The sequence below is a fragment of the Bradyrhizobium sp. INPA03-11B genome (genome assembly GCF_040446015.1).
GTDB classification, from domain to species: Bacteria; Pseudomonadota; Alphaproteobacteria; order Rhizobiales; family Xanthobacteraceae; genus Bradyrhizobium; species Bradyrhizobium macuxiense_A.
This window is the reverse complement of the sequence record NZ_JASGSR010000032.1, coordinates 40,305-57,906: the sequence shown is the minus strand read 5'-3', so window position 1 is coordinate 57,906 and position 17,602 is coordinate 40,305. Positions and strand designations below refer to the sequence as shown.

Genomic DNA, 17,602 nt, shown 5'->3' with positions numbered 1-17,602 from the left:
AGGAAGACGCGTCAAACATGAATCCTTAGAGCTTGACTTCGCAGACATCGACCCACTCGGCCGCGGTCAGCTCCGCCATCCGGTCGGGCGTGATGCGCACCGCGCTGTGGGTCGAGCCGGCGGCCGGCACCACGACGTCGAATGCCTTCAGCGAGACATCGCAATAGATCGGTAGCGGCGTCTTCAGCCCGAATGGACAGACGCCGCCGACCTCATGGCCGGTGATGTCGGCGACCTCGTCGAGGCCGAGCATCTTCGGCTTGCCGCCGAACGCTGCCTTCACCTTCTTGTTGTCCATCCGCGACGTTCCGGCGGCGACGATCAGCACCACGCGGTCGCCGACCCGCAGGCTCAGCGTTTTGGCGATCCGCGCCGGCTCGACGCCATAGGCCTCCGCCGCCAGCACGACGGTCGCGGAGCTTGTGGTGGATTCGATCACGGAGATATCGGGCGCCTTCTCGGCGAAGAAGGCGCGGACGGACTCGATGCTCATGAAGTTCAGGACTCTTGCTAGTCAGGATCTGGCAGACACCAAAGCAGGAAGCTCGGAGAGGCCGTGGATCCGGTGATCGGGCACGACACCGAGCTCGTCCATCTGGGTACGCAACGCCCAAAACATCGTCAATGGGGCAACCGTCTCGCTCTCGACGCAGGCCAACGCCATCGCTTCCGGCGCCACCCGCTCGATCCACGCGACGTTGAGGCCGAACGCCTTGGCGCCGCAGGCGTCCCACGGATTGGAGGAGATGAAGAGCACCTCCGCAGGAGGTATTTTCAACACTTCTTCGATCAGCGTGTAGGCCTCCGGCGCCGGCTTGAACACCTTGTGGGCGTCGACGCTGATGGTCGCATCGAGCAGCCGGTCCAGCCCCGAATTGCGCACCAGCGCGTTCAGCATGTCAGGGCTGCCGTTGGAGAGGATCGCGAGCTTCTTGTCCTTCATCGCCTCGAGCGCTGCGACGGCATCCGGATACAGCGCCAGATGCTGGTACTTGTCGATGATGCGTCCAAAGGTCGCTTCGTCATATTGCAGGCCGAGGCAGCGCAGCGTGTAGGCGAGGGAATCTCGGGTTGCGACGGCGAAATCCTGGTAGCGCTGCATCAGCGTACGCAGCCAGGAATATTCGAGCTGCTTGATGCGCCAGATCTGCGTGATGATGTCGCCATAGCCGGGGAATGCATCCTCGGTGACATCGGCCACCGACTGCACGTCGTAGAGCGTGCCATAGGCGTCGAAGACGATTGCGTTGATTGTCATTGTGGTCTCTCTTGCCCGCCGATCGTCGAATACAGGAATTTCCGCAAGGCGTCGACGGATTGGTCGCGGGCCGCCGCGTTGAATTCGAGGTGATGGCCGAGCATCTGCGCCGGCGTGCTGAAGTGCGGCACGTCGAAATCATGATAGGCGCCGGGGTAGACGATCAGCTTGATCGGATACCCCGTGTCCTTCCGGCGCGAGATGCCGTAGTCGTCGCGGCCCTCGGCCAAGCTCCGGCATTCCCTGGCCGGCGTCCAATCGTCGAGTTCGCCGACCATGATCAGCGTCGGCACCGTCATGTCACCCTTGATGCTGAGGCAAGGCGGGTAGAACGCCGCGGCGGCACGGAATTTCTCAGTCGCGTTACGTTCGATCGCCCCGCGCTCCACCGAGAACAGCGCAAGCTCGGCGCCTTGCGAGAACCCGACCACCGCGACGCGGGCAGGGTCGACGGACGATTGCCGTGCCAGGAAACTCAGCGCGCGATAGGCGTCATGGACGGTCGCGGCCGGCGGCCCGCTCGTGCAGGCGCTGGTGATGCCGCGCGGTCCGAATCGGTCGACCGTGAGCGTGACATAACCCCAGGCCGCCAACAGCCTGCCCCAACGCTCGTCGAGTTGTTTGAAGAACCCGCTGCAGCCATGCAGCAGCACGACCGCGGGTGAGGGGCCTGGTCCGTCCGGCAATCGCAGATAGCCTTGCAGCGGTTGCGCGTTTGCAAGCGGAGTCTCGAATTCGACGAAGGCGGGCGGCTGCCCCGCGCCAGCCGCATAGTCCGGCCCTGCGCTTCCGATCAGAAGCACGGCGAGGGATGCGGCAAGTCCGGTGAAGCTGGTCATGAACCACCTCCGAAGCTTGCCGCCGACAATACTCCCTCAGATGCCCAAAATCTTCCGCGCGTTGGCCTTCAAAACCTTGGGCCGGATCTCCTCGCGAATGTCGAGCTTGGCGAAATCGGCGAGCCAACGATCCGGCGTGATGACCGGCCAGTCGGAGCCGAACAGCATCTTGTCCTGCAGGATCGAGTTGATGTAGCGCACCAGGATCGGCGGGAAATATTTCGGCGACCAGCCGGAGAGGTCGATATAGACGTTCGGCTTGTGGGTCGCGACCGACAGCGCCTCTTCCTGCCAGGGGAAGGAGGGATGCGCGAGGATGATCTTGAGGTCGGGGAAATCAGCCGCGACGTCGTCCATGTACATCGGGTTGGAATATTTCAGCCGCATTCCCATGCCGCCCGGCATGCCCGAGCCGACGCCGGTCTGGCCGGTATGAAACAGCGCGATCGCGCCGCCGTCATTGATCGCCTCATAGAGCGGATAGGCCATGCGGTCGTTGGCGTAGAAGCCCTGCATGGTCGGGTGGAATTTGAAGCCGCGGACGCCGTAGTCCTCGATCAGCCTCTTCGCCTCGCGGACACCGAGCTTGCCCTTGTGCGGGTCGATCGAGACGAAAGGGATCAGCACGTCGAGATGATCGGATGCGACCTCGAGCATTTCGAGATTGTTGTAGCGGCGGAAGCCGGTCTCGCGCTCGGCATCGACCGGAAAGATCACCGCGGCGATGTTCTTGGCGCGGTAATAGGCCGCGGTCTCCGGCACGGTCGGCGGATGCTTGTGCGGCGACTTGAAATAGTCGGCCATCTGCGCCTGGAAATCGTCATAGCCGTCGTCGCCATGCATGCCGCACGGCTCCTCGGCATGGGTGTGGATGTCGATCGCGACGACCTTCTCGATGTCAGGCAGTTTGAGCTTGGGCATTTGGCTTCCCCGGCGGCGTGTTTGTTGGTGATGGAAAATAATTATATGATATAACGATTTTCGCAAGCGGTCTGACCGATGTGCGCGCGGTTGCGGATTGATCCGGGGTTCGGCCGGGAAAGTCCGTAAGGATGGGTCCGGGTCCGGCCCGCAAGCACGATTCGCCGGTCTTGCGGCCGCCATCCGGAAATGCCGGCGGGACGGGCCGCGGCGCGACAATCGTTGCGGCCGCCGTTTCCGATGCGATCTCAATGGTATGGCCGAGTGGCCGACGTGGGGGCCAGGCCGGGATAGGGCCGAAAATCGGCCCATCTCGGTTGACATTTAACGGTCCGATGGCTTAGAACGCGGCCGTCCCGCGCGGCAGGCCGCTTGTCGGGACAAATCCCATTTTGCCAACTATTGGCTTGCCCGGATATTGGCTTGCCCAAGCATTGGCATTGATCAGGTACGGCCTCCAACACGGGCCTTTCGAAGTAACAGGATTGTCCCATGAAGGTCCGTAACTCGCTGAAGTCGCTGCGCGGCCGCCATCGCAACAACCGTCTGGTCCGCCGCAAGGGCCGCGTCTACGTGATCAACAAGGTCCAGCGCCGCTTCAAGGCGCGCCAGGGCTGATTGCGCGCGGATCGGCGGCTGATTCCGATCCATCCTTCACAGGTCTTTGACGCCGCGCTGCTTTGCAGTGCGGCTTTGTGCGTCTAGACTTCGGCCATGGGATTAAACTTCTTTGGCCCGACCAACCGCCGGCTGGCGATCCTGATCGCCGCGCTTCTGGCCATGCCCGTGGCGGCCGTCGCGCAGGACGATCCGCGGGTGATCCCGCCGCCGAAGGCCCAGAAGAAACTGCCGGAAGCGCCGACCAAACTGCCGAAGGTTCCGGCCGACCGCACCCGCGGGCTGGATTTCCTGTTCGGCGCGCTGAAGGCCGCGCCCGATGAGGACAGCGCCCGCCATGTCGAGGCGCGGATCTGGGCGCTGTGGCTGCAAACCCCGAGCGATACCGCCGCGCTGCTGATGGTGCGCGCCAAGGCTGCGCTCGACGCCCAGAATGTCGATGTCGCGCTGAAACTGCTGGATGCGGTGATCAAGCTCCGGCCCGACTATGTCGAGGCCTGGAACCGGCGTGCGACGATCTACTACCTCAAGAACGACTATGTCCGTTCGCTGGGAGATCTGCAGCAGGTGCTGACCCGCGAGCCCCGCCATTTCGGCGCGCTGGCGGGTGTCGGCATGATCATGCAGGACATGGGCGACGACAAGCGTGCGCTGGACGCCTTCCGCAAGGCGCTGGCTGTCGACCCCTACCTCGAGAAGGTGCCGCAGATCGTCAAGCAGCTGACCGAGAAGGTCGAAGGCCGCGACATCTGATTGGCTACGATTGATCGCGATCGCGGTCCGATGGACGCGATGGGCACGTTAGCGCGAGCTTGGCGCTTGCTCGCGATCCGGTCCGGCGCAGGAGACTAGTGCAGGAACTTGCCGCGGGACGCGTTGTCCTGGGCTATGGCAGCGTAGAATTGCTGAAGCTCCGCCTCCAGGTGCTCATTCACGAGCAACAACGCCTTCAGGGCGCCGCGCAGGTCGCCATTGCAACTCGCCACGATCTGGTCGATGGCCGCATCGCTAGGGTCGGAAATCATGGTACTCCTCCGATTACTTCCCGTTGAACTCGTCGTGCGGACGCGGGTTCCTGTGGATACAGTGCATAAGCCTAGAAGCACCCAGGTAGCGTCCCGGTCTGGATGAAGCCTCGCGTCTGATGGCGAAATTGCCACCGGCAATCTATGAAATTACTAATGACGCAGGTATGAACCCGCTATCCACAGGCTGGGCGCATTGTGGACAACTCTGTGCCCCGGCGCGAGCCCGGAAAATCGACATTGGCTTTCCGAACCAGAGCTGGCCCGGGCAGGGCCCAAATCCGGCACTGGGCGAAACCTGATTTCGGCTACTCCGTAATTTCGGGGTGGCCAAAACCCTTCAAATACCCAACTCCCTTCAGGTACCCAACAGGCCCCGGACCTTCTCGATGTTGACCGCGATCATCGTGCTGGCGGCCGCCGGGCTGGCGCTGGGCCTGGTGCTGGCCCTGGCAACGCAAATCGGCGTCGCGCTGATCCAGCGCGCCTTTCCGCCGCAGGGGCGCATGGTCGATGTGGCCGGCGCGCGGCTGCACGTGGTCGAACTTGGCCCGCGCGATGCCGCGGGGCCGCCGGTCGTGATGTTGCACGGCGCAAGCTCCAATCTCCGCGCGATGCAGCCGCTCGGCGAGCGCATCGCCAGGACGCGCCGGGTGATCCTGATCGACCGGACGGGGCATGGCTGGAGCCCGCGCGAGCACGTTGCGGATTCGACGCCCGCGGTCCAGGGCCGGATGATCGCGGAGGCGCTGGCCAAGATCGGCGTCGACCGCGCGATCGTGGTGGCGCATTCCTGGGCTGGCGCGCTCGCGCTGCGCATTGCGCTCGATCATCCGGAGCGCGTTGCCGGCCTCGTGCTGCTCGCCCCGGTCGCTTATCCCTGGCGAGGCGGCGCCGGCCGCTATAACGACGCGATCTCGACGCCGCTGATCGGACCGTTGCTTGCGCACACGATCACGCTGCCGCTCGGCCTCCTCGTCGCCAATTCGGGCGCGAGCGGTGTGTTCGCACCGCAGCCGATGCCTGACGATTTCGTCCGTGACAGCGCGACATTGCTCCTGCTGCGCCCGCGCGAGTTCATCGCCAACGCGCGCGACCTTGTCTCGTTGAAGGCCGCCGTGATCGAGCAGGCGCCGCGCTATGCGGAGATCAAGGCGCCGCTGTCAATCATTTCGGGCGACGTCGACAAGACGGTCACGACCGGCATCCATTCGCGGTTGCTCGCAGCGACATTGCCACAGGCAAAGCTGATCGTGCTGCCCGGCGTCGGCCACATGGTGCAGTACGCTGCGCTCGATCTCGTGGCGTCCGAGATCGAGGCGATGGCCGGCAGATTGGTCCAACTGGCAGCAACACTAGATAAGACCGCGCCCGCGAATCTGTGATCCGGTAAGGCTTGCGCGGCTCCATCGCGCCGAACATCATGTTGTCGCGCGGTTTTCCGGTTTCATCAAAGGACACTTCTCATGCGGATCGACAACATCGCCGAAACCCTTGCCCAGGCCGGCGTGAAGCGCATCTACGGTGTCGTCGGCGACAGCCTCAACGGTCTGACCGAGGCGTTGCGCAAGCGCGGCACGATCGACTGGCTGCATGTCCGCCACGAGGAGGTGGCGGCCTTCGCCGCGGCCGCCGAATCCCAGATCACGGGAGATCTCGCGGTATGCGCGGGCTCCTGCGGTCCGGGCAATCTGCATCTCATCAACGGCCTGTTCGACGCGCATCGCAGCCGCACGCCGGTGCTGGCGATCGCGGCCCAGATCCCGTCGGCCGAGATCGGCGGCGGCTATTTCCAGGAGACCCATCCGCAGGACCTGTTCCGCGAATGCAGCCATTATTGCGAGCTGGTGTCGGATCCGGCGCAGCTGCCCTACATGCTGGAGAACGCGATCCGCGCCGCGATCGGCAAGCGCGGCGTCGCCGTGCTGGTGCTGCCGGGCGACGTCGCGATGCGGCCGGCGCCGAAGCGCGACATCGCGCCGAGTGCGGGCCTGCTGCCGCCCGTGCCGGTGGTGCGTCCGGCCGATGCCGAATTGAACGCGCTGGCCGGGCTGCTCAACGGCGCGCGGCGCGTCACGCTGTTCTGCGGCCGCGGCTGCGCCGGCGCGCATGACGGCTTGCTCAAGCTTGCCGAGACCTTGAAGAGCCCGATCGTGCACGCGCTCGGCGGCAAGGAATATGTCGAATACGACAACCCTTACGACGTCGGCATGACCGGCTTCATCGGCTTCTCCTCCGGCTATGCCGCGATGCATGGCTGCGACGTGCTGCTGATGCTGGGCACCGATTTCCCCTACAAGCAGTTCTTCCCGACCGGCATCAGCATCGCCCAGGTCGATCTCCGCCCGGAAAATCTCGGCCGTCGCTGCAAGCTCGATCTCGGCATCGTCGGCGATGTCGGCGAGACCATCGCCGCGCTGTTGCCGAAGCTCAACCCGAAGACTGATCGCAAATTTCTCGACGCCAGCCTCGCGCACTACAAGGACGCCCGTGCCGGGCTCGACGATCTCGCCCGCGGCAAGCCGGGGCAAAAGCCGATCCATCCGCAATACCTGGCGCGCCTGCTCAGCGAGCAGGCCACTGAAGACGCGGTGTTCACCGCCGACGTCGGCACGCCGACGATCTGGGCCGCGCGTTATCTGAAGATGAACGGCCGCCGCCGGCTGGTCGGCTCCTGGGTCCATGGCTCGATGGCCAATGCGATGGCGCATGCGATCGGCGCGCAGGCGGCGCAGCCGGGACGGCAGGTGGTGTCGATGTCCGGCGACGGCGGCTTCGCGATGCTGATGGGCGACCTGATCACGCTGACCCAGGCCAAGTTGCCGGTGAAGGTCGTGATCTTCAACAACAGCGTGCTCGGTTTCGTCGCGCTGGAGATGAAGGCCGCCGGCTTCATCGAGACCGGGGTCGATCTGAAGAATCCGGATTTCGCGGCAATGGCCCGCGCTATGGGCATTCACGGCGTCAGGGTGGAGGATCCCGGCGAGCTCGAGGGCGCGATCCGCGACGTCTTCGCGCATGACGGCCCGGCGGTGCTCGACGTCGTGACCGCGACGCAGGAATTGTCGATGCCGCCGACCATTACGCTGGAGCAGGTGAAGGGCTTCAGCCTGTGGGTGCTGCGCGCCGTGATGAGCGGCCGCGGCGACGAGGTGGTCGATCTCGCCAGGACCAATCTGTTGCCGCGTTGAACGCAACAAAAACGTCCGCCCTGGCTGGTGCGCAGGGCGGACTACGTCCGATGCCGCCGATTACTTCTGCTTGCCGTCCTTGTCGAAGGACGAGATGTAGGCCCAAACGTTCTGGGCTTCGGTCTCGTTCTTGATGCCGGCGAACGCCATCTTGGTGCCGGGGATCTTGGCCTTCGGATCCTTGATGTATTCGAGGAACTGTTCCTTGTTCCAGGTGATGCCGGAATTCTTGTTGGCATCGGAATAATTGTAGTCCGGCGCGCTGCCGGAGTGGCGGCCATCGAGGCCGTTGAGCTCGGGGCCGACCTTGTTCTTGGCGCCTTCGCCGATCGCATGGCAGGCGAGGCATTTGTTGAACGAGGTCTTGCCGGCGGCGGCATCCTGCGCCAGCGCGGAGGATGCTGTGGCCAGCGATGTGACGACCGCCAGCGCGCTCAAGGTCTTTAGGTTCATGGGGTTCTCTTCGTTTCGTCCCGGTGGGTAGTGATCTTTTGTGGCATGTCCGGCTTGGACAGGACAAGCCACGAAACTTTGACAGGTTTCATGGCCGCCCGCTTGTCCGAGAGAGAACTCGTCATTGCCGGGCGGGGCAATCCGACCTTCGGCCGGGTGGCTGAAACAAGGCGACTGAAACAGGTGCAGACGTGATTGATTTGTCGTAACAAATCGGCAAAGGGCAAACGCCCGCCGAGGGAACAGCAATGTCCATCATGATGCCGGCGGCCGACCAGGCCGTGCTTGCTCGCCGCGCCGAAATCGTGGCCGCCTTGCGCGCCATCGTCCCGGGCGAGGGCGTGATCGACAGCGCCGCCGAGATGCTGGCCTATGAATCCGACGGCCTGACCGCCTATCGGCAGCCGCCGATGGTCGTGGTGCTGCCAGATACCACCGAGCAGGTCGCAAAGGTCCTCAAATACTGCCAGGGCCAGGGCATCAAGGTGGTGCCGCGCGGCTCCGGCACCTCGCTGTCCGGCGGCGCGCTGCCGCTCGCCGACGGCGTGCTGCTGGGCCTCGGCAAGTTCAAGCGAATTCGCGAGATTGACTTCGACAACCGCGTCGTTGTCACCGAGCCCGGCGTCACCAACCTTGCGATCAGCCAGGCGGTCGCCCATGCCGGCTTCTACTATGCGCCCGATCCGTCGTCACAGATCGCCTGCTCGATCGGCGGCAACGTCGCGGAGAATTCCGGCGGCGTGCATTGCCTGAAATACGGCATGACCACCAATAACGTGCTGGGCTGCGAGATCGTGCTGATGTCGGGCGAGATCCTGCGCATCGGCGGCAAGTCGGCCGAGAATGCCGGCTACGATCTGATGGGGATCATCACCGGCTCGGAGGGCCTGCTCGGCGTCATCACCGAGATCACGGTGCGCATCCTGCAGAAGCCGGAGACGGCGCGCGCGCTGATGGTCGGCTTCGCCGAGGTCGAGGCCGCCGGCGAATGCGTCGCACGGATCATCGGCGCCGGCATCATCCCGGGCGGCATGGAGATGATGGACAAGCCTGCGATCCACGCCGCGGAGGCCTTCGTTCATGCCGGCTACCCGCTCGACGTCGAGGCGCTTTTGATCATCGAGCTCGATGGTCCCCAGATCGAGGTCGACGAACTGATCACGCGGGTCGAGAGCATCGCCAAGGGCTGCGGTTCGGTGACGCTGCAGATCTCCAATTCGGAGGCCGAGCGCAATCTGTTCTGGGCCGGCCGCAAGGCCGCATTCCCCGCGGTCGGACGCATCTCGCCGGACTATCTCTGCATGGACGGCACCATCCCGCGCGGCGCGTTGCCGAAGGCGCTGGCGCGGATCCGCGACCTCTCGGAGAAATACGGCCTCGGCGTGGCCAATGTGTTCCACGCCGGCGACGGCAATCTACACCCGCTGATCCTCTACGATGCCAACAAACCGGGCGAGATCGAGAAAGCCGAGGCGTTCGGCGCCGACATCCTTCGCTGCTGCGTCGAGCTCGGCGGCGTGCTCACCGGCGAGCACGGCGTCGGCATCGAGAAGCGCGACCTGATGCCGGAGATGTTCACCGAGATCGATCTCAACCAGCAGCAGCGGCTGAAATGCGCCTTCGATGCCGAGGGCCTGCTCAACCCCGGCAAGGTGTTTCCGACCCTGCATCGCTGCGCCGAGCTCGGCCGCGTCCATGTCCACGCCGGCAAGCTGGCCTTTCCGGATATCCCGCGGTTCTAGCGCCTTGTCGCGCGGCAAGGGTCGTCGATCGATACAATTCTTCGGGTTGTCCTAGCCCTCCGATAACCTTAACCGATGCTTGCCGCGACGCTCGTGACAAGCCATCACAGTGCCGCCGCGCGTCGCTGCAATTGCAGCTTGCACCATTTACACGGCCTTCAGCTGTTCCCCGGTATTTTCCCAAGATGCATGTTTTCGGGAACACATCGATGCCCAGCCTGGCCGACCAGCTGGCGCTTTCGCGCAATCGGCCCGCAGGTTTCGACTACATGCGGATCGCGCTGGCGTCGACGATCATCTGTCTGCACGGCGCCAACGTGACGCTCGGGCTCGGCCGGGCGCTGGAGATCCAGAGCACGCTTCGCATCGGCATCGCAATGATCCTGGCGCTGTTCTTCTCCCTGAGCGGCTTCCTGGTGACGGCGAGCCTGCAGCGCTGCAAGAGCCTGATTTCCTTCCTCGGCCTGCGCGTGCTTCGGATCGGGCCCGCGCTCGCGGTCGAGACGACGCTGTCGGCCATCATCATCGGTTCGGTCTTCACCGAACTGCCGTTGGCGCAGTATGTCGCCGACCCGAAATTCCACGCCTATTTTCTCAATATCGTCGGCGACATCCATTACGAGCTGCCGGGCGTCTTCCTGCACAATCCGCTGCCGGACGTGGTGAATGCCCAGCTCTGGACGGTGCCGTACGAATTGTGGTGCTACGTCGTGCTGGCGCTGCTCGCGGTGGCCACGATCTGCTTCAATCGGGTGGCCTACCTTGTGTTCCTGGTGGTCGTTCAGGTCGCGCTGGTGAGCTACGACATCTGTCGCTGGGACGAGGTGCCGATCCAGCTTCGCCCGCATCTTCTGGTGTTCTGCTTCCTTGCCGGCGTCGGCTTCTACCTCTGGCGCGACAAGGTGCCGTTCAACCGCACCGTCTGCCTGCTGGCGCTGGTGGCCTGTGCCGCCGGCATGGCGACCGGACGCGGCGACGCGCTGGCGCCGGTGCCGGCCGCCTATGTCGCGTGCTATCTCGGCCTGATGAATCCACGGCGCAGCTGGATCGTATCGTCAGGCGATTACTCCTACGGGCTCTATCTCTATGGCTTCGTCATCCAGCAATGCGTTGCTTCGTTCGGCCCGCCGGTCCAGCACTGGTATCTGAACATCCTGATCAGCCTGCCGCTCGCCTTCGGCGTCGCCGTCGCGTCCTGGCATCTCGTCGAGAAGCATGCGCTTCGGCTCCGCGGCCAGGTCGAGACGTTCGAGGCCGCGGTGCTGTCGCGGATCGCGATCGTCGGCTTCTGGCGCAAGCCGCCCGAGCGGGTCGAGCTGCACGCAAGGCTTGGCAACAGCAGCGCATCGATCTGACCTGCGCTCGCGGGAAGGACGAGCCCCGGTTCTGATTGAATCAGAACCGAGGCTCGAGCTTCTTGTCTTGACGCGTTTTCTTCACGCGAACCGGGGCCACTTCGCTCGAAAACGCTCTGCTATCCTCCCCGCGGCGCCACAGCTCACAGCAGCGCGTATTGCGTCCGCTCGCGCTTGGCGAGCAGCGGCAGCGCCTGCTCCGCGATGTAGGTCTTGAAATAGGCGCTCTCCGCATGCGCCTTGAACGCGGCTTCGTCCTGGAACAATTCGTAGAACAGGAACTGCGCCGGATTGTCCTTGCCGCGGCCGATCAGGAACAGCCTGGTGCCGGGGTCCTTCTGCGCCTCGGGCAGGAAGCTGTCGAGGATTGCCGCGACCTTGTCGGCCTGGCCTTCCCTGGCTTCCCACTGCGCGACGACCAGAAGGCCTGACGTGTTGATCGCATCGCTGATGGTTCTCGTGCTTATCGCATAGTGCTTCATTGGCATTCCTCCGTTGCTTTGCCCCGATCGAGCTTGCGATCCGGCCCAGGGCGAGACGCCGGCGATCGTCATGATCGCGGCGAACGAGCCGATGGCCGATCGTCGGGTGAGCATCATCGTCGTGGTGGTAGCTTCCGAACGCTTCATGATCGCCTCCACTTGATTTGCGCCAACCGTCGTGCCGGCCGAACCGCAGGGCGAAAGATAGTGATCGCTCGTTGAGCTCGGTTAGGTGGCGATCGAAGTGTCGATGTCGTGAACATTTCGATCATGATCGAAGCGTTGCGGCGGCGCGGCATGCGACAAATGGATGACTTCGACCGACGCCGGAGCTGGCCATGCAGACCATCGCCCCCGAGCTTGCGGAACTCGCCGCCCTGATCGCCGATCCCGGCCGCGCCGGCATCCTGTCGCGGCTGATGGACGGGCGCGCGCAGACGGCGAGTGAGCTGGCGCGGGTCGCGGGCGTCACGCCGCAGACCGCGAGCTGGCATCTGGCCCGGCTGGTCGAGCGTGCGCTGCTCAAGGTCGAGCGGCGCGGTCCGCGCCGCCTCTACCGGCTGGCCACCCCGCTGGTTGCGCAGATGCTCGAGGGGATGATGACGGTCGCGGCGATCGATCCGCATCCGTCCCGCCCGCCGCCGCGGATCGATGCGGAGATGCGCCGCGCCCGGACCTGCTACGACCACCTTGCCGGCGAGCTCGGCGTCGCGGTCACGGACGCAATGCGGGAACACGGCCACCTCCACCTCGACCAGGAAGCCGGCGAGCTGACCGCGTCGGGCCGCGCATTTCTCCGTGATCTCGGCGTCGACCTGCGATCACCGGCGCGAGGCCGGCGGCTGTTGTGCCGGCCCTGTCTCGACTGGAGCGAGCGGCGTCCGCATCTGGCTGGGCGGGCAGGGGCCGCGGTCGCCGACCTCGCGTTGCAGCGCGACTGGATCCGGCGCCGGCCGCAGGGCCGTTCCGTCGAGATCACCGAGGCCGGGCTCGTCGCATTCAGGGACCTATTCGGCGCGCGCATTTGATTTCGGAGCCGAATTTCGATACCGCCTAGCGGGTGGAAACGCTCAAAGTCAGAGACATCAAGGACGTCGAAGAGGTGGTGCGCGCGGCGGTCGCCAGCGAGCAGCCGCTCGAGGTCATCGGTCATGGATCGAAGCGCGCCATCGGCCATCCGATGCCGACCAACGCGGTGCTCGACGTCTCGGTGCTGAACGCGGTCAGCGCCTATGAGCCCAACGAGCTGATCATCACGGTCGAGGCCGGCGCGCCGCTCGCCGACGTGCAATCCCTGATCGATGCCAAGAACCAGCAATTCGCCTTCGAGCCGATGGACACGTCCGTGCTGCTCGGCGCTGCGGGAGCCGGCACGATCGGCGGCATGATCGGCGCCGGCCTTGCCGGTCCGCGCCGCATCAAGGCCGGTGGCATCAGGGATCATCTGCTCGGGGCGCATGCGGTGTCCGGGTTCGGTGACAGCTTCAAGACCGGCGGACGGGTGGTGAAGAACGTCACCGGCTACGACCTCTGCAAGCTGCTCACCGGGTCCTGGGGCACGCTGGCGGTCATGACCGAGGTGACGCTGAAGGTCATGCCGAAGCCGGAGGCGGAACGCACGCTGGTGCTGCGCTCCCTCGACGACGTCACGGCCAACAAGGCGATGACGGCGGCGCTGGGGTCGCCCTTCGACGTCTCGGGCGCGGCGCACCTGCCCGGCTCAGTGCTGCGGTCCGGGACCGGGGCGCTCGCCGGCCTAGCAGCCTCCGGCCAACCGGTCACGCTGGTGCGGCTCGAGGGGATCTCGGCATCGGCGGCACACCGGGCCGCCTCGCTGAGCCAGACACTCTCATCCTATGGAACGGTCGACAGCCTCGCTGACGACGCCTCGGTTGCGATCTGGAGCGCGCTGCGCGACGTGGCGCCGTTCGCGGCAAACGGTGCGCTCGGGGCCTGGCCGGTGTGGCGCATCGTTTGCCCGCCGGCCGCGGGCAGTGCGCTGGGCCAGGCGCTGGCGCGCTCGACCGGCGGCGACGTGATCTATGACTGGGGCGGCGGGCTGATCTGGGCCGCGGTGCCGCCGAGTGCCGATGCGCAGGCCACCCTGGTCCGCGGCCAGGTCGAGGCGATCGGCGGACACGCCACCCTGATCCGCGCCACCGTGGACATGCGCCGAGCGGTCGATGTGTTCCAGCCGCAACCGGCCGGGCTTGCCGCGCTCGGCGAGCGGGTGCGGGCGAGCTTCGATCCGAGGTCGATCCTCAACCGCGGCCGGATGATGCGAGGCGGGGCTGCATGAAGACCGAGTTTACCCTGGCGCAGCTCGCCGATCCCGACATCCAGGAAGCCGACAAGATCCTGCGCGCCTGCGTGCATTGCGGCTTCTGCACCGCGACCTGTCCGACCTATGTGCTGCTCGGCGACGAGCTCGATAGCCCGCGCGGGCGCATCTATCTGATCAAGGAGATGCTGGAGAAGGACAAGCCGCCGACGGCTGAGGTGGTCAAGCATATCGACCGCTGCCTGTCGTGCCTTGCCTGCATGACCACCTGTCCGTCGGGCGTGAACTACATGCACCTCGTCGACCAGGCCCGGGTCAGGATCGAGCGGGATTATCAGCGGCCGCTGACCGAGCGGCTGCTGCGGTCGGTGCTCGCCCTCGTGCTGCCGCGACCGGGCCTGTTCCGGATCAGCATGATCCTGGCCGGGCTCGTCCGTCCGTTCGCAGCGCTGCTGCCGACGCCGTCGGTCGGCGCGTCGAGCCCCGGCCTGCTGCGCCGGATCAAGGCGATGCTGGCGCTCGCGCCGCGCGGTCTGCCGCAGCCGGGACCGGCAGCGGGAACCGTGTTTGCGGCGACCGGCCGGCGGCGCGGCAGGGTCGCGCTGCTGCAGGGCTGCGCCCAGCAGGTGCTGGCGCCGCGCATCAATCAGGCCGCCATCAACGTGCTGACCCGACACGGCGTCGAGGTGGTGCTGGTCAGGGACGAGCAATGCTGCGGCGCGTTGACCCATCACATGGGGCAGGACGGCGACGCGCTGGCGCGCGCGCGGGCCAACATCACGGTGTGGCAAAGGGAAGCGGACCAGAACGGGCTCGACGCCATTCTGGTGACGACCTCGGGCTGTGGGACAGTCGTCAAAGACTACGGCTACCTGCTGCGCGAGGACAAAGCATTCGCGGAGCCGGCGCAGCGAATCTCGGCGCTGGCGAAGGATATCACCGAGTATCTCAGCACTCTCGAGCTCGCACCTTCAACGCAGAAGGGCGACGTCACCGTCGCCTATCACTCGGCTTGTTCGTTGCAGCATGGACAGAAAATCACTCAACTTCCGAAAGAATTGCTTTCCAAGAATGGATTCGTGGTGAAAGATGTGCCTGAGAGCCATTTGTGTTGCGGTTCGGCGGGGACCTACAACATTCTCCAGCCCGACATTGCGAGCAGATTGCGCGATCGCAAGGTCGCCAATATTGCGCTTGTCAAACCGGACATGATCGCCGCGGGCAATATTGGCTGCATGGTTCAGATTGCCGGCGGTACGTCAGTTCCTGTGGTGCACACGATTGAGCTTCTCGATTGGGCGACAGGAGGTCCCCGGCCAGGATTGAATTGATCGACTGCCACTCGAGCATGATCCGGACCTCAGCCTTGCCCCGACGCAACGTCTCTGACGCAATGTGTCTGAAGCAATGTGAAGGACCGGCGCTTCCTCAGCCACAGACGCGAAGCGATCGCGCGGCCATCATGCCCGACAAGCGAAGCGGAGGGCGCCTCTCCCCGAGGTGCAGCCAACGTCCGGCAAGCGATCACTTCAATACGCCCGGCGGACGCACATAGCGGCAACAGGAGGACCACGATGGCGAAGTCGAAGAAGGCGAAGAAAAGCAAGAAGGCCAAAAAGGCCAAGAAGGCGGTAGCGGCCAAGAAGAAGTCGGCCAAAAAGGCCGCGAAGAAGTCGGCCAAGAAGGCCGCGAAGAAATCTGTAAAGAAGTCGGCGAAGAAGGCAGCCAAGAAGACTGCGAAGAAAGCCGCAAAGAAGGCTGCTCCGAAGAAGGCCGCACCCAAGAAGGCTGCGAAGAAAGCTGCCAAGAAGAGCGCTCCGAAGAAGGCCGCCGCGCCGAAGCCGGCTGCCCCGGTCGCAGCACCGCCGGCGCCCGAACCTGCGCCGCAGCCGGCCCAGAGCTGGGCCACGCCGAGCCACGAGCCGGCGCCGAACTGGGGCACCTCCGACGGCGAGCACCACTAACCGAACCTGCATTGGTTCACCTGATCGAAGCCGCAGCGGACGCCGCTGCGGCTTTTTCCGTATCGGCAGTCCGTAGTTTTGCGGAGCGGACGATTCGCGTCGACGCCGCCCGCAGCGCGTCGAACCGTTGCTCGTTTCCGGCTGAGTGGGGTCGTTCAACCGCAACGGGAGCCTTAGTCTTGTGGTGCAAATGCAACACCCGCCAACCAACGTGTGGCGTCACTGCCAGAACGCCTAAAAAGTCGGCAGATGCATGTCTTTTCGCCTTCTCCAAAATGGGGGTGCGTTTCAGATTGATCACACGCGATTTAGTTGCAGTCCGTTATCGCGCGCCCTGGGGGCCACCGGAGCTGGGCTGTCTGGAAAAGTAGATGGGGATCGTCATGAAGAAACTGGCTTTGTTAGCAACGGCGCTAGCAATGATTTCGAGCTCGGCAATGGCAGCTGACATGGCGGTGAAGGCCGTCAAGGCGCCGCCGCCGGCTCCCTTCGATCCCTGGGACATCGCCTTCGGCGCCGGAGTCATGAATGACTACATCTTCCGCGGCGTCACCCAGTCGAACCACAATCCGTCGGTCACCGCCTATTTCGAGCCGCGCTACAACGTCAACAAGGACCTGCAGCTCTACATCGGCACCTCGACCGAAAGCATCTCCTTCGCCAACCGCGCCGCGGCTGAAGTCGACGTCTACGGCGGTATCCGTCCGACCTTCGGCGCCTTCGCCTTCGACATCGGTGTCTGGGGTTACCTGTATCCGGGTGGAACGTGCTTCTTCGGCGCCCCCACCGACACCGCGGGCAAGCCGCTCAGCGCGGAGTGCGCCACCAACTTCCTGCCGAACGGCAACGTCATGAAGAAGGACGTCTCGTTCTTCGAGGTCTACGGCAAGGCGACCTGGACCATCAACGACAACTGGGCGTTCACCATCAACGAATACTACTCGCCGAACTTCCTCAACACCGGCGCCTGGGGCAACTACTCCTCGATCATCGGCAAGTACACCGCGCCCAGCACCGTGTTCGGCTCGAGCGGCGTCGGCATGTACGTGTCGGGTGAGTTCGGCCGGCAGTGGCTCGGCACCTCCGACAGCTTCTACGGCGTCCCGGCGTTCCCGAACGGCATCAAGTATGCCGACTACAACACCTGGAACATCGGCATCGGCTTCACCTACAAGGTGTTCACGCTCGATCTGCGCTACTCCGACACCGACCTGTCGAAGGGTAACTGCAGCGCCTTCACCAGCGATTTCACCGCCGGCGGCACCACCAATGTCACCCCGATCAATCCGGGCGGCACGGGCTCCAACTGGTGCGGCGCGGCTGGTATCGCCAAGCTCTCGGTCGACCTGACCGCGATGTCCAGCCTGAAGTAATTTCCCCTTCCGGGGATCAAGGGGCGGCAGAGCAATCTGCCGCCCTTTTTGTTTTTGGCGGCTTGGTTTTCGGCGGCCAGTGCCGCGGCTTCGATTTCAC

18 protein-coding genes are annotated in these 17,602 nt (G+C 64.7%); 11 read left to right on the top strand and 7 right to left on the bottom strand.

Annotated elements, in window-relative coordinates; genetic code table 11:
- Window positions 1-25: 25 nt before the first annotated feature.
- Genes QMZ05_RS16125 through QMZ05_RS16110 form a run of 4 tightly spaced genes read right to left on the bottom strand, consistent with a single transcriptional unit; the run spans window position 26 to window position 3,018 of the window.
- Complete coding sequence (locus QMZ05_RS16125; protein WP_353701647.1) at window positions 26-493, bottom strand: YbaK/EbsC family protein; 468 nt, start codon at window positions 491-493, stop codon at window positions 26-28.
- 21 nt (window positions 494-514) lie between these two features.
- Window positions 515-1,258 carry a haloacid dehalogenase type II gene (locus QMZ05_RS16120; protein ID WP_353701646.1) on the bottom strand — a complete coding sequence of 248 codons (744 nt, stop codon included), beginning with the start codon at window positions 1,256-1,258 and terminating at the stop codon, window positions 515-517.
- Window positions 1,255-2,097, bottom strand: a complete 843-nt coding sequence (locus tag QMZ05_RS16115) for a dienelactone hydrolase family protein (protein ID WP_353701645.1) — start codon at window positions 2,095-2,097, stop codon at window positions 1,255-1,257. The genes QMZ05_RS16120 and QMZ05_RS16115 overlap by 4 nt, the downstream gene beginning before the upstream one ends.
- Before the next feature lie 36 nt (window positions 2,098-2,133).
- Entirely contained in the window at window positions 2,134-3,018 is an 885-nt protein-coding gene (locus tag QMZ05_RS16110; protein ID WP_353701644.1) for an amidohydrolase family protein, read from the bottom strand.
- 492 nt (window positions 3,019-3,510) lie between these two features.
- Here QMZ05_RS16110 and ykgO point away from each other — a divergent pair, with 492 nt between their 5' ends.
- Together ykgO and QMZ05_RS16100 are read left to right on the top strand one after the other, a co-directional pair.
- Window positions 3,511-3,636 (top strand): type B 50S ribosomal protein L36, encoded by a 126-nt coding sequence (gene ykgO / locus QMZ05_RS16105; protein WP_002718645.1) that lies wholly within the window; start codon window positions 3,511-3,513, stop codon window positions 3,634-3,636.
- Between the two features lie 162 nt (window positions 3,637-3,798).
- Window positions 3,799-4,389: a tetratricopeptide repeat protein gene (locus QMZ05_RS16100; protein ID WP_279708235.1), complete on the top strand. Its 591-nt coding sequence runs from the start codon at window positions 3,799-3,801 to the stop codon at window positions 4,387-4,389.
- 95 nt (window positions 4,390-4,484) lie between these two features.
- Here the strand turns inward: QMZ05_RS16100 and QMZ05_RS16095 are convergent, their stop codons facing one another.
- A complete protein-coding gene (locus QMZ05_RS16095) occupies window positions 4,485-4,661 on the bottom strand; it encodes a hypothetical protein (protein WP_167529057.1) in 177 nt (58 codons plus the stop codon).
- A 389-nt stretch (window positions 4,662-5,050) separates the two neighbouring features.
- On the opposite strand from QMZ05_RS16095, the gene QMZ05_RS16090 reads away from it, so the two are divergent.
- Window positions 5,051-6,046 (top strand): alpha/beta hydrolase, encoded by a 996-nt coding sequence (locus tag QMZ05_RS16090; protein ID WP_353701643.1) that lies wholly within the window; start codon window positions 5,051-5,053, stop codon window positions 6,044-6,046.
- Window positions 6,047-6,127: 81 nt separating this feature from the next.
- Window positions 6,128-7,852 carry a ubiquinone-dependent pyruvate dehydrogenase gene (poxB, locus tag QMZ05_RS16085; RefSeq protein ID WP_353701642.1) on the top strand — a complete coding sequence of 575 codons (1,725 nt, stop codon included), beginning with the start codon at window positions 6,128-6,130 and terminating at the stop codon, window positions 7,850-7,852.
- Between the two features lie 60 nt (window positions 7,853-7,912).
- Here poxB and cycA read toward each other — a convergent pair whose 3' ends face one another.
- Window positions 7,913-8,305, bottom strand: a complete 393-nt coding sequence (gene cycA, locus QMZ05_RS16080; RefSeq protein ID WP_353701641.1) for a cytochrome c-550 CycA — start codon at window positions 8,303-8,305, stop codon at window positions 7,913-7,915.
- A gap of 248 nt (window positions 8,306-8,553) precedes the next feature.
- Here cycA and QMZ05_RS16075 point away from each other — a divergent pair, with 248 nt between their 5' ends.
- Both QMZ05_RS16075 and QMZ05_RS16070 read left to right on the top strand, forming a co-directional pair.
- Window positions 8,554-10,047 (top strand): FAD-linked oxidase C-terminal domain-containing protein, encoded by a 1,494-nt coding sequence (locus QMZ05_RS16075; protein WP_353701640.1) that lies wholly within the window; start codon window positions 8,554-8,556, stop codon window positions 10,045-10,047.
- A 209-nt stretch (window positions 10,048-10,256) separates the two neighbouring features.
- Window positions 10,257-11,402 (top strand): acyltransferase, encoded by a 1,146-nt coding sequence (locus tag QMZ05_RS16070; RefSeq protein ID WP_353701639.1) that lies wholly within the window; start codon window positions 10,257-10,259, stop codon window positions 11,400-11,402.
- A gap of 143 nt (window positions 11,403-11,545) precedes the next feature.
- On the opposite strand, the gene QMZ05_RS16065 is transcribed toward QMZ05_RS16070, so the two are convergent.
- Window positions 11,546-12,031, bottom strand: coding sequence for an antibiotic biosynthesis monooxygenase family protein (locus tag QMZ05_RS16065; RefSeq protein WP_353701638.1), 486 nt, complete (start codon window positions 12,029-12,031; stop codon window positions 11,546-11,548).
- Between the two features lie 191 nt (window positions 12,032-12,222).
- Between QMZ05_RS16065 and QMZ05_RS16060 the strand changes: the two genes are divergently transcribed.
- From QMZ05_RS16060 to QMZ05_RS16040, 5 genes are all read left to right on the top strand, one after another.
- The gene (locus QMZ05_RS16060) at window positions 12,223-12,912 is read left to right on the top strand and encodes a helix-turn-helix transcriptional regulator (RefSeq protein WP_353701637.1); all 690 of its coding nucleotides are present in this window, start codon (window positions 12,223-12,225) and stop codon (window positions 12,910-12,912) included.
- Window positions 12,913-12,944: 32 nt separating this feature from the next.
- Window positions 12,945-14,183: an FAD-binding protein gene (locus QMZ05_RS16055; protein ID WP_353701636.1), complete on the top strand. Its 1,239-nt coding sequence runs from the start codon at window positions 12,945-12,947 to the stop codon at window positions 14,181-14,183.
- The gene (gene glcF / locus QMZ05_RS16050; protein WP_353701635.1) at window positions 14,180-15,496 is read left to right on the top strand and encodes a glycolate oxidase subunit GlcF; all 1,317 of its coding nucleotides are present in this window, start codon (window positions 14,180-14,182) and stop codon (window positions 15,494-15,496) included. The genes QMZ05_RS16055 and glcF overlap by 4 nt, the downstream gene beginning before the upstream one ends.
- 243 nt (window positions 15,497-15,739) lie before the next feature.
- Window positions 15,740-16,129 (top strand): histone, encoded by a 390-nt coding sequence (locus tag QMZ05_RS16045; protein WP_353701634.1) that lies wholly within the window; start codon window positions 15,740-15,742, stop codon window positions 16,127-16,129.
- Window positions 16,130-16,512: 383 nt separating this feature from the next.
- Window positions 16,513-17,502 carry a TorF family putative porin gene (locus QMZ05_RS16040; RefSeq protein ID WP_353701633.1) on the top strand — a complete coding sequence of 330 codons (990 nt, stop codon included), beginning with the start codon at window positions 16,513-16,515 and terminating at the stop codon, window positions 17,500-17,502.
- Window positions 17,503-17,602 lie beyond the last annotated feature (100 nt).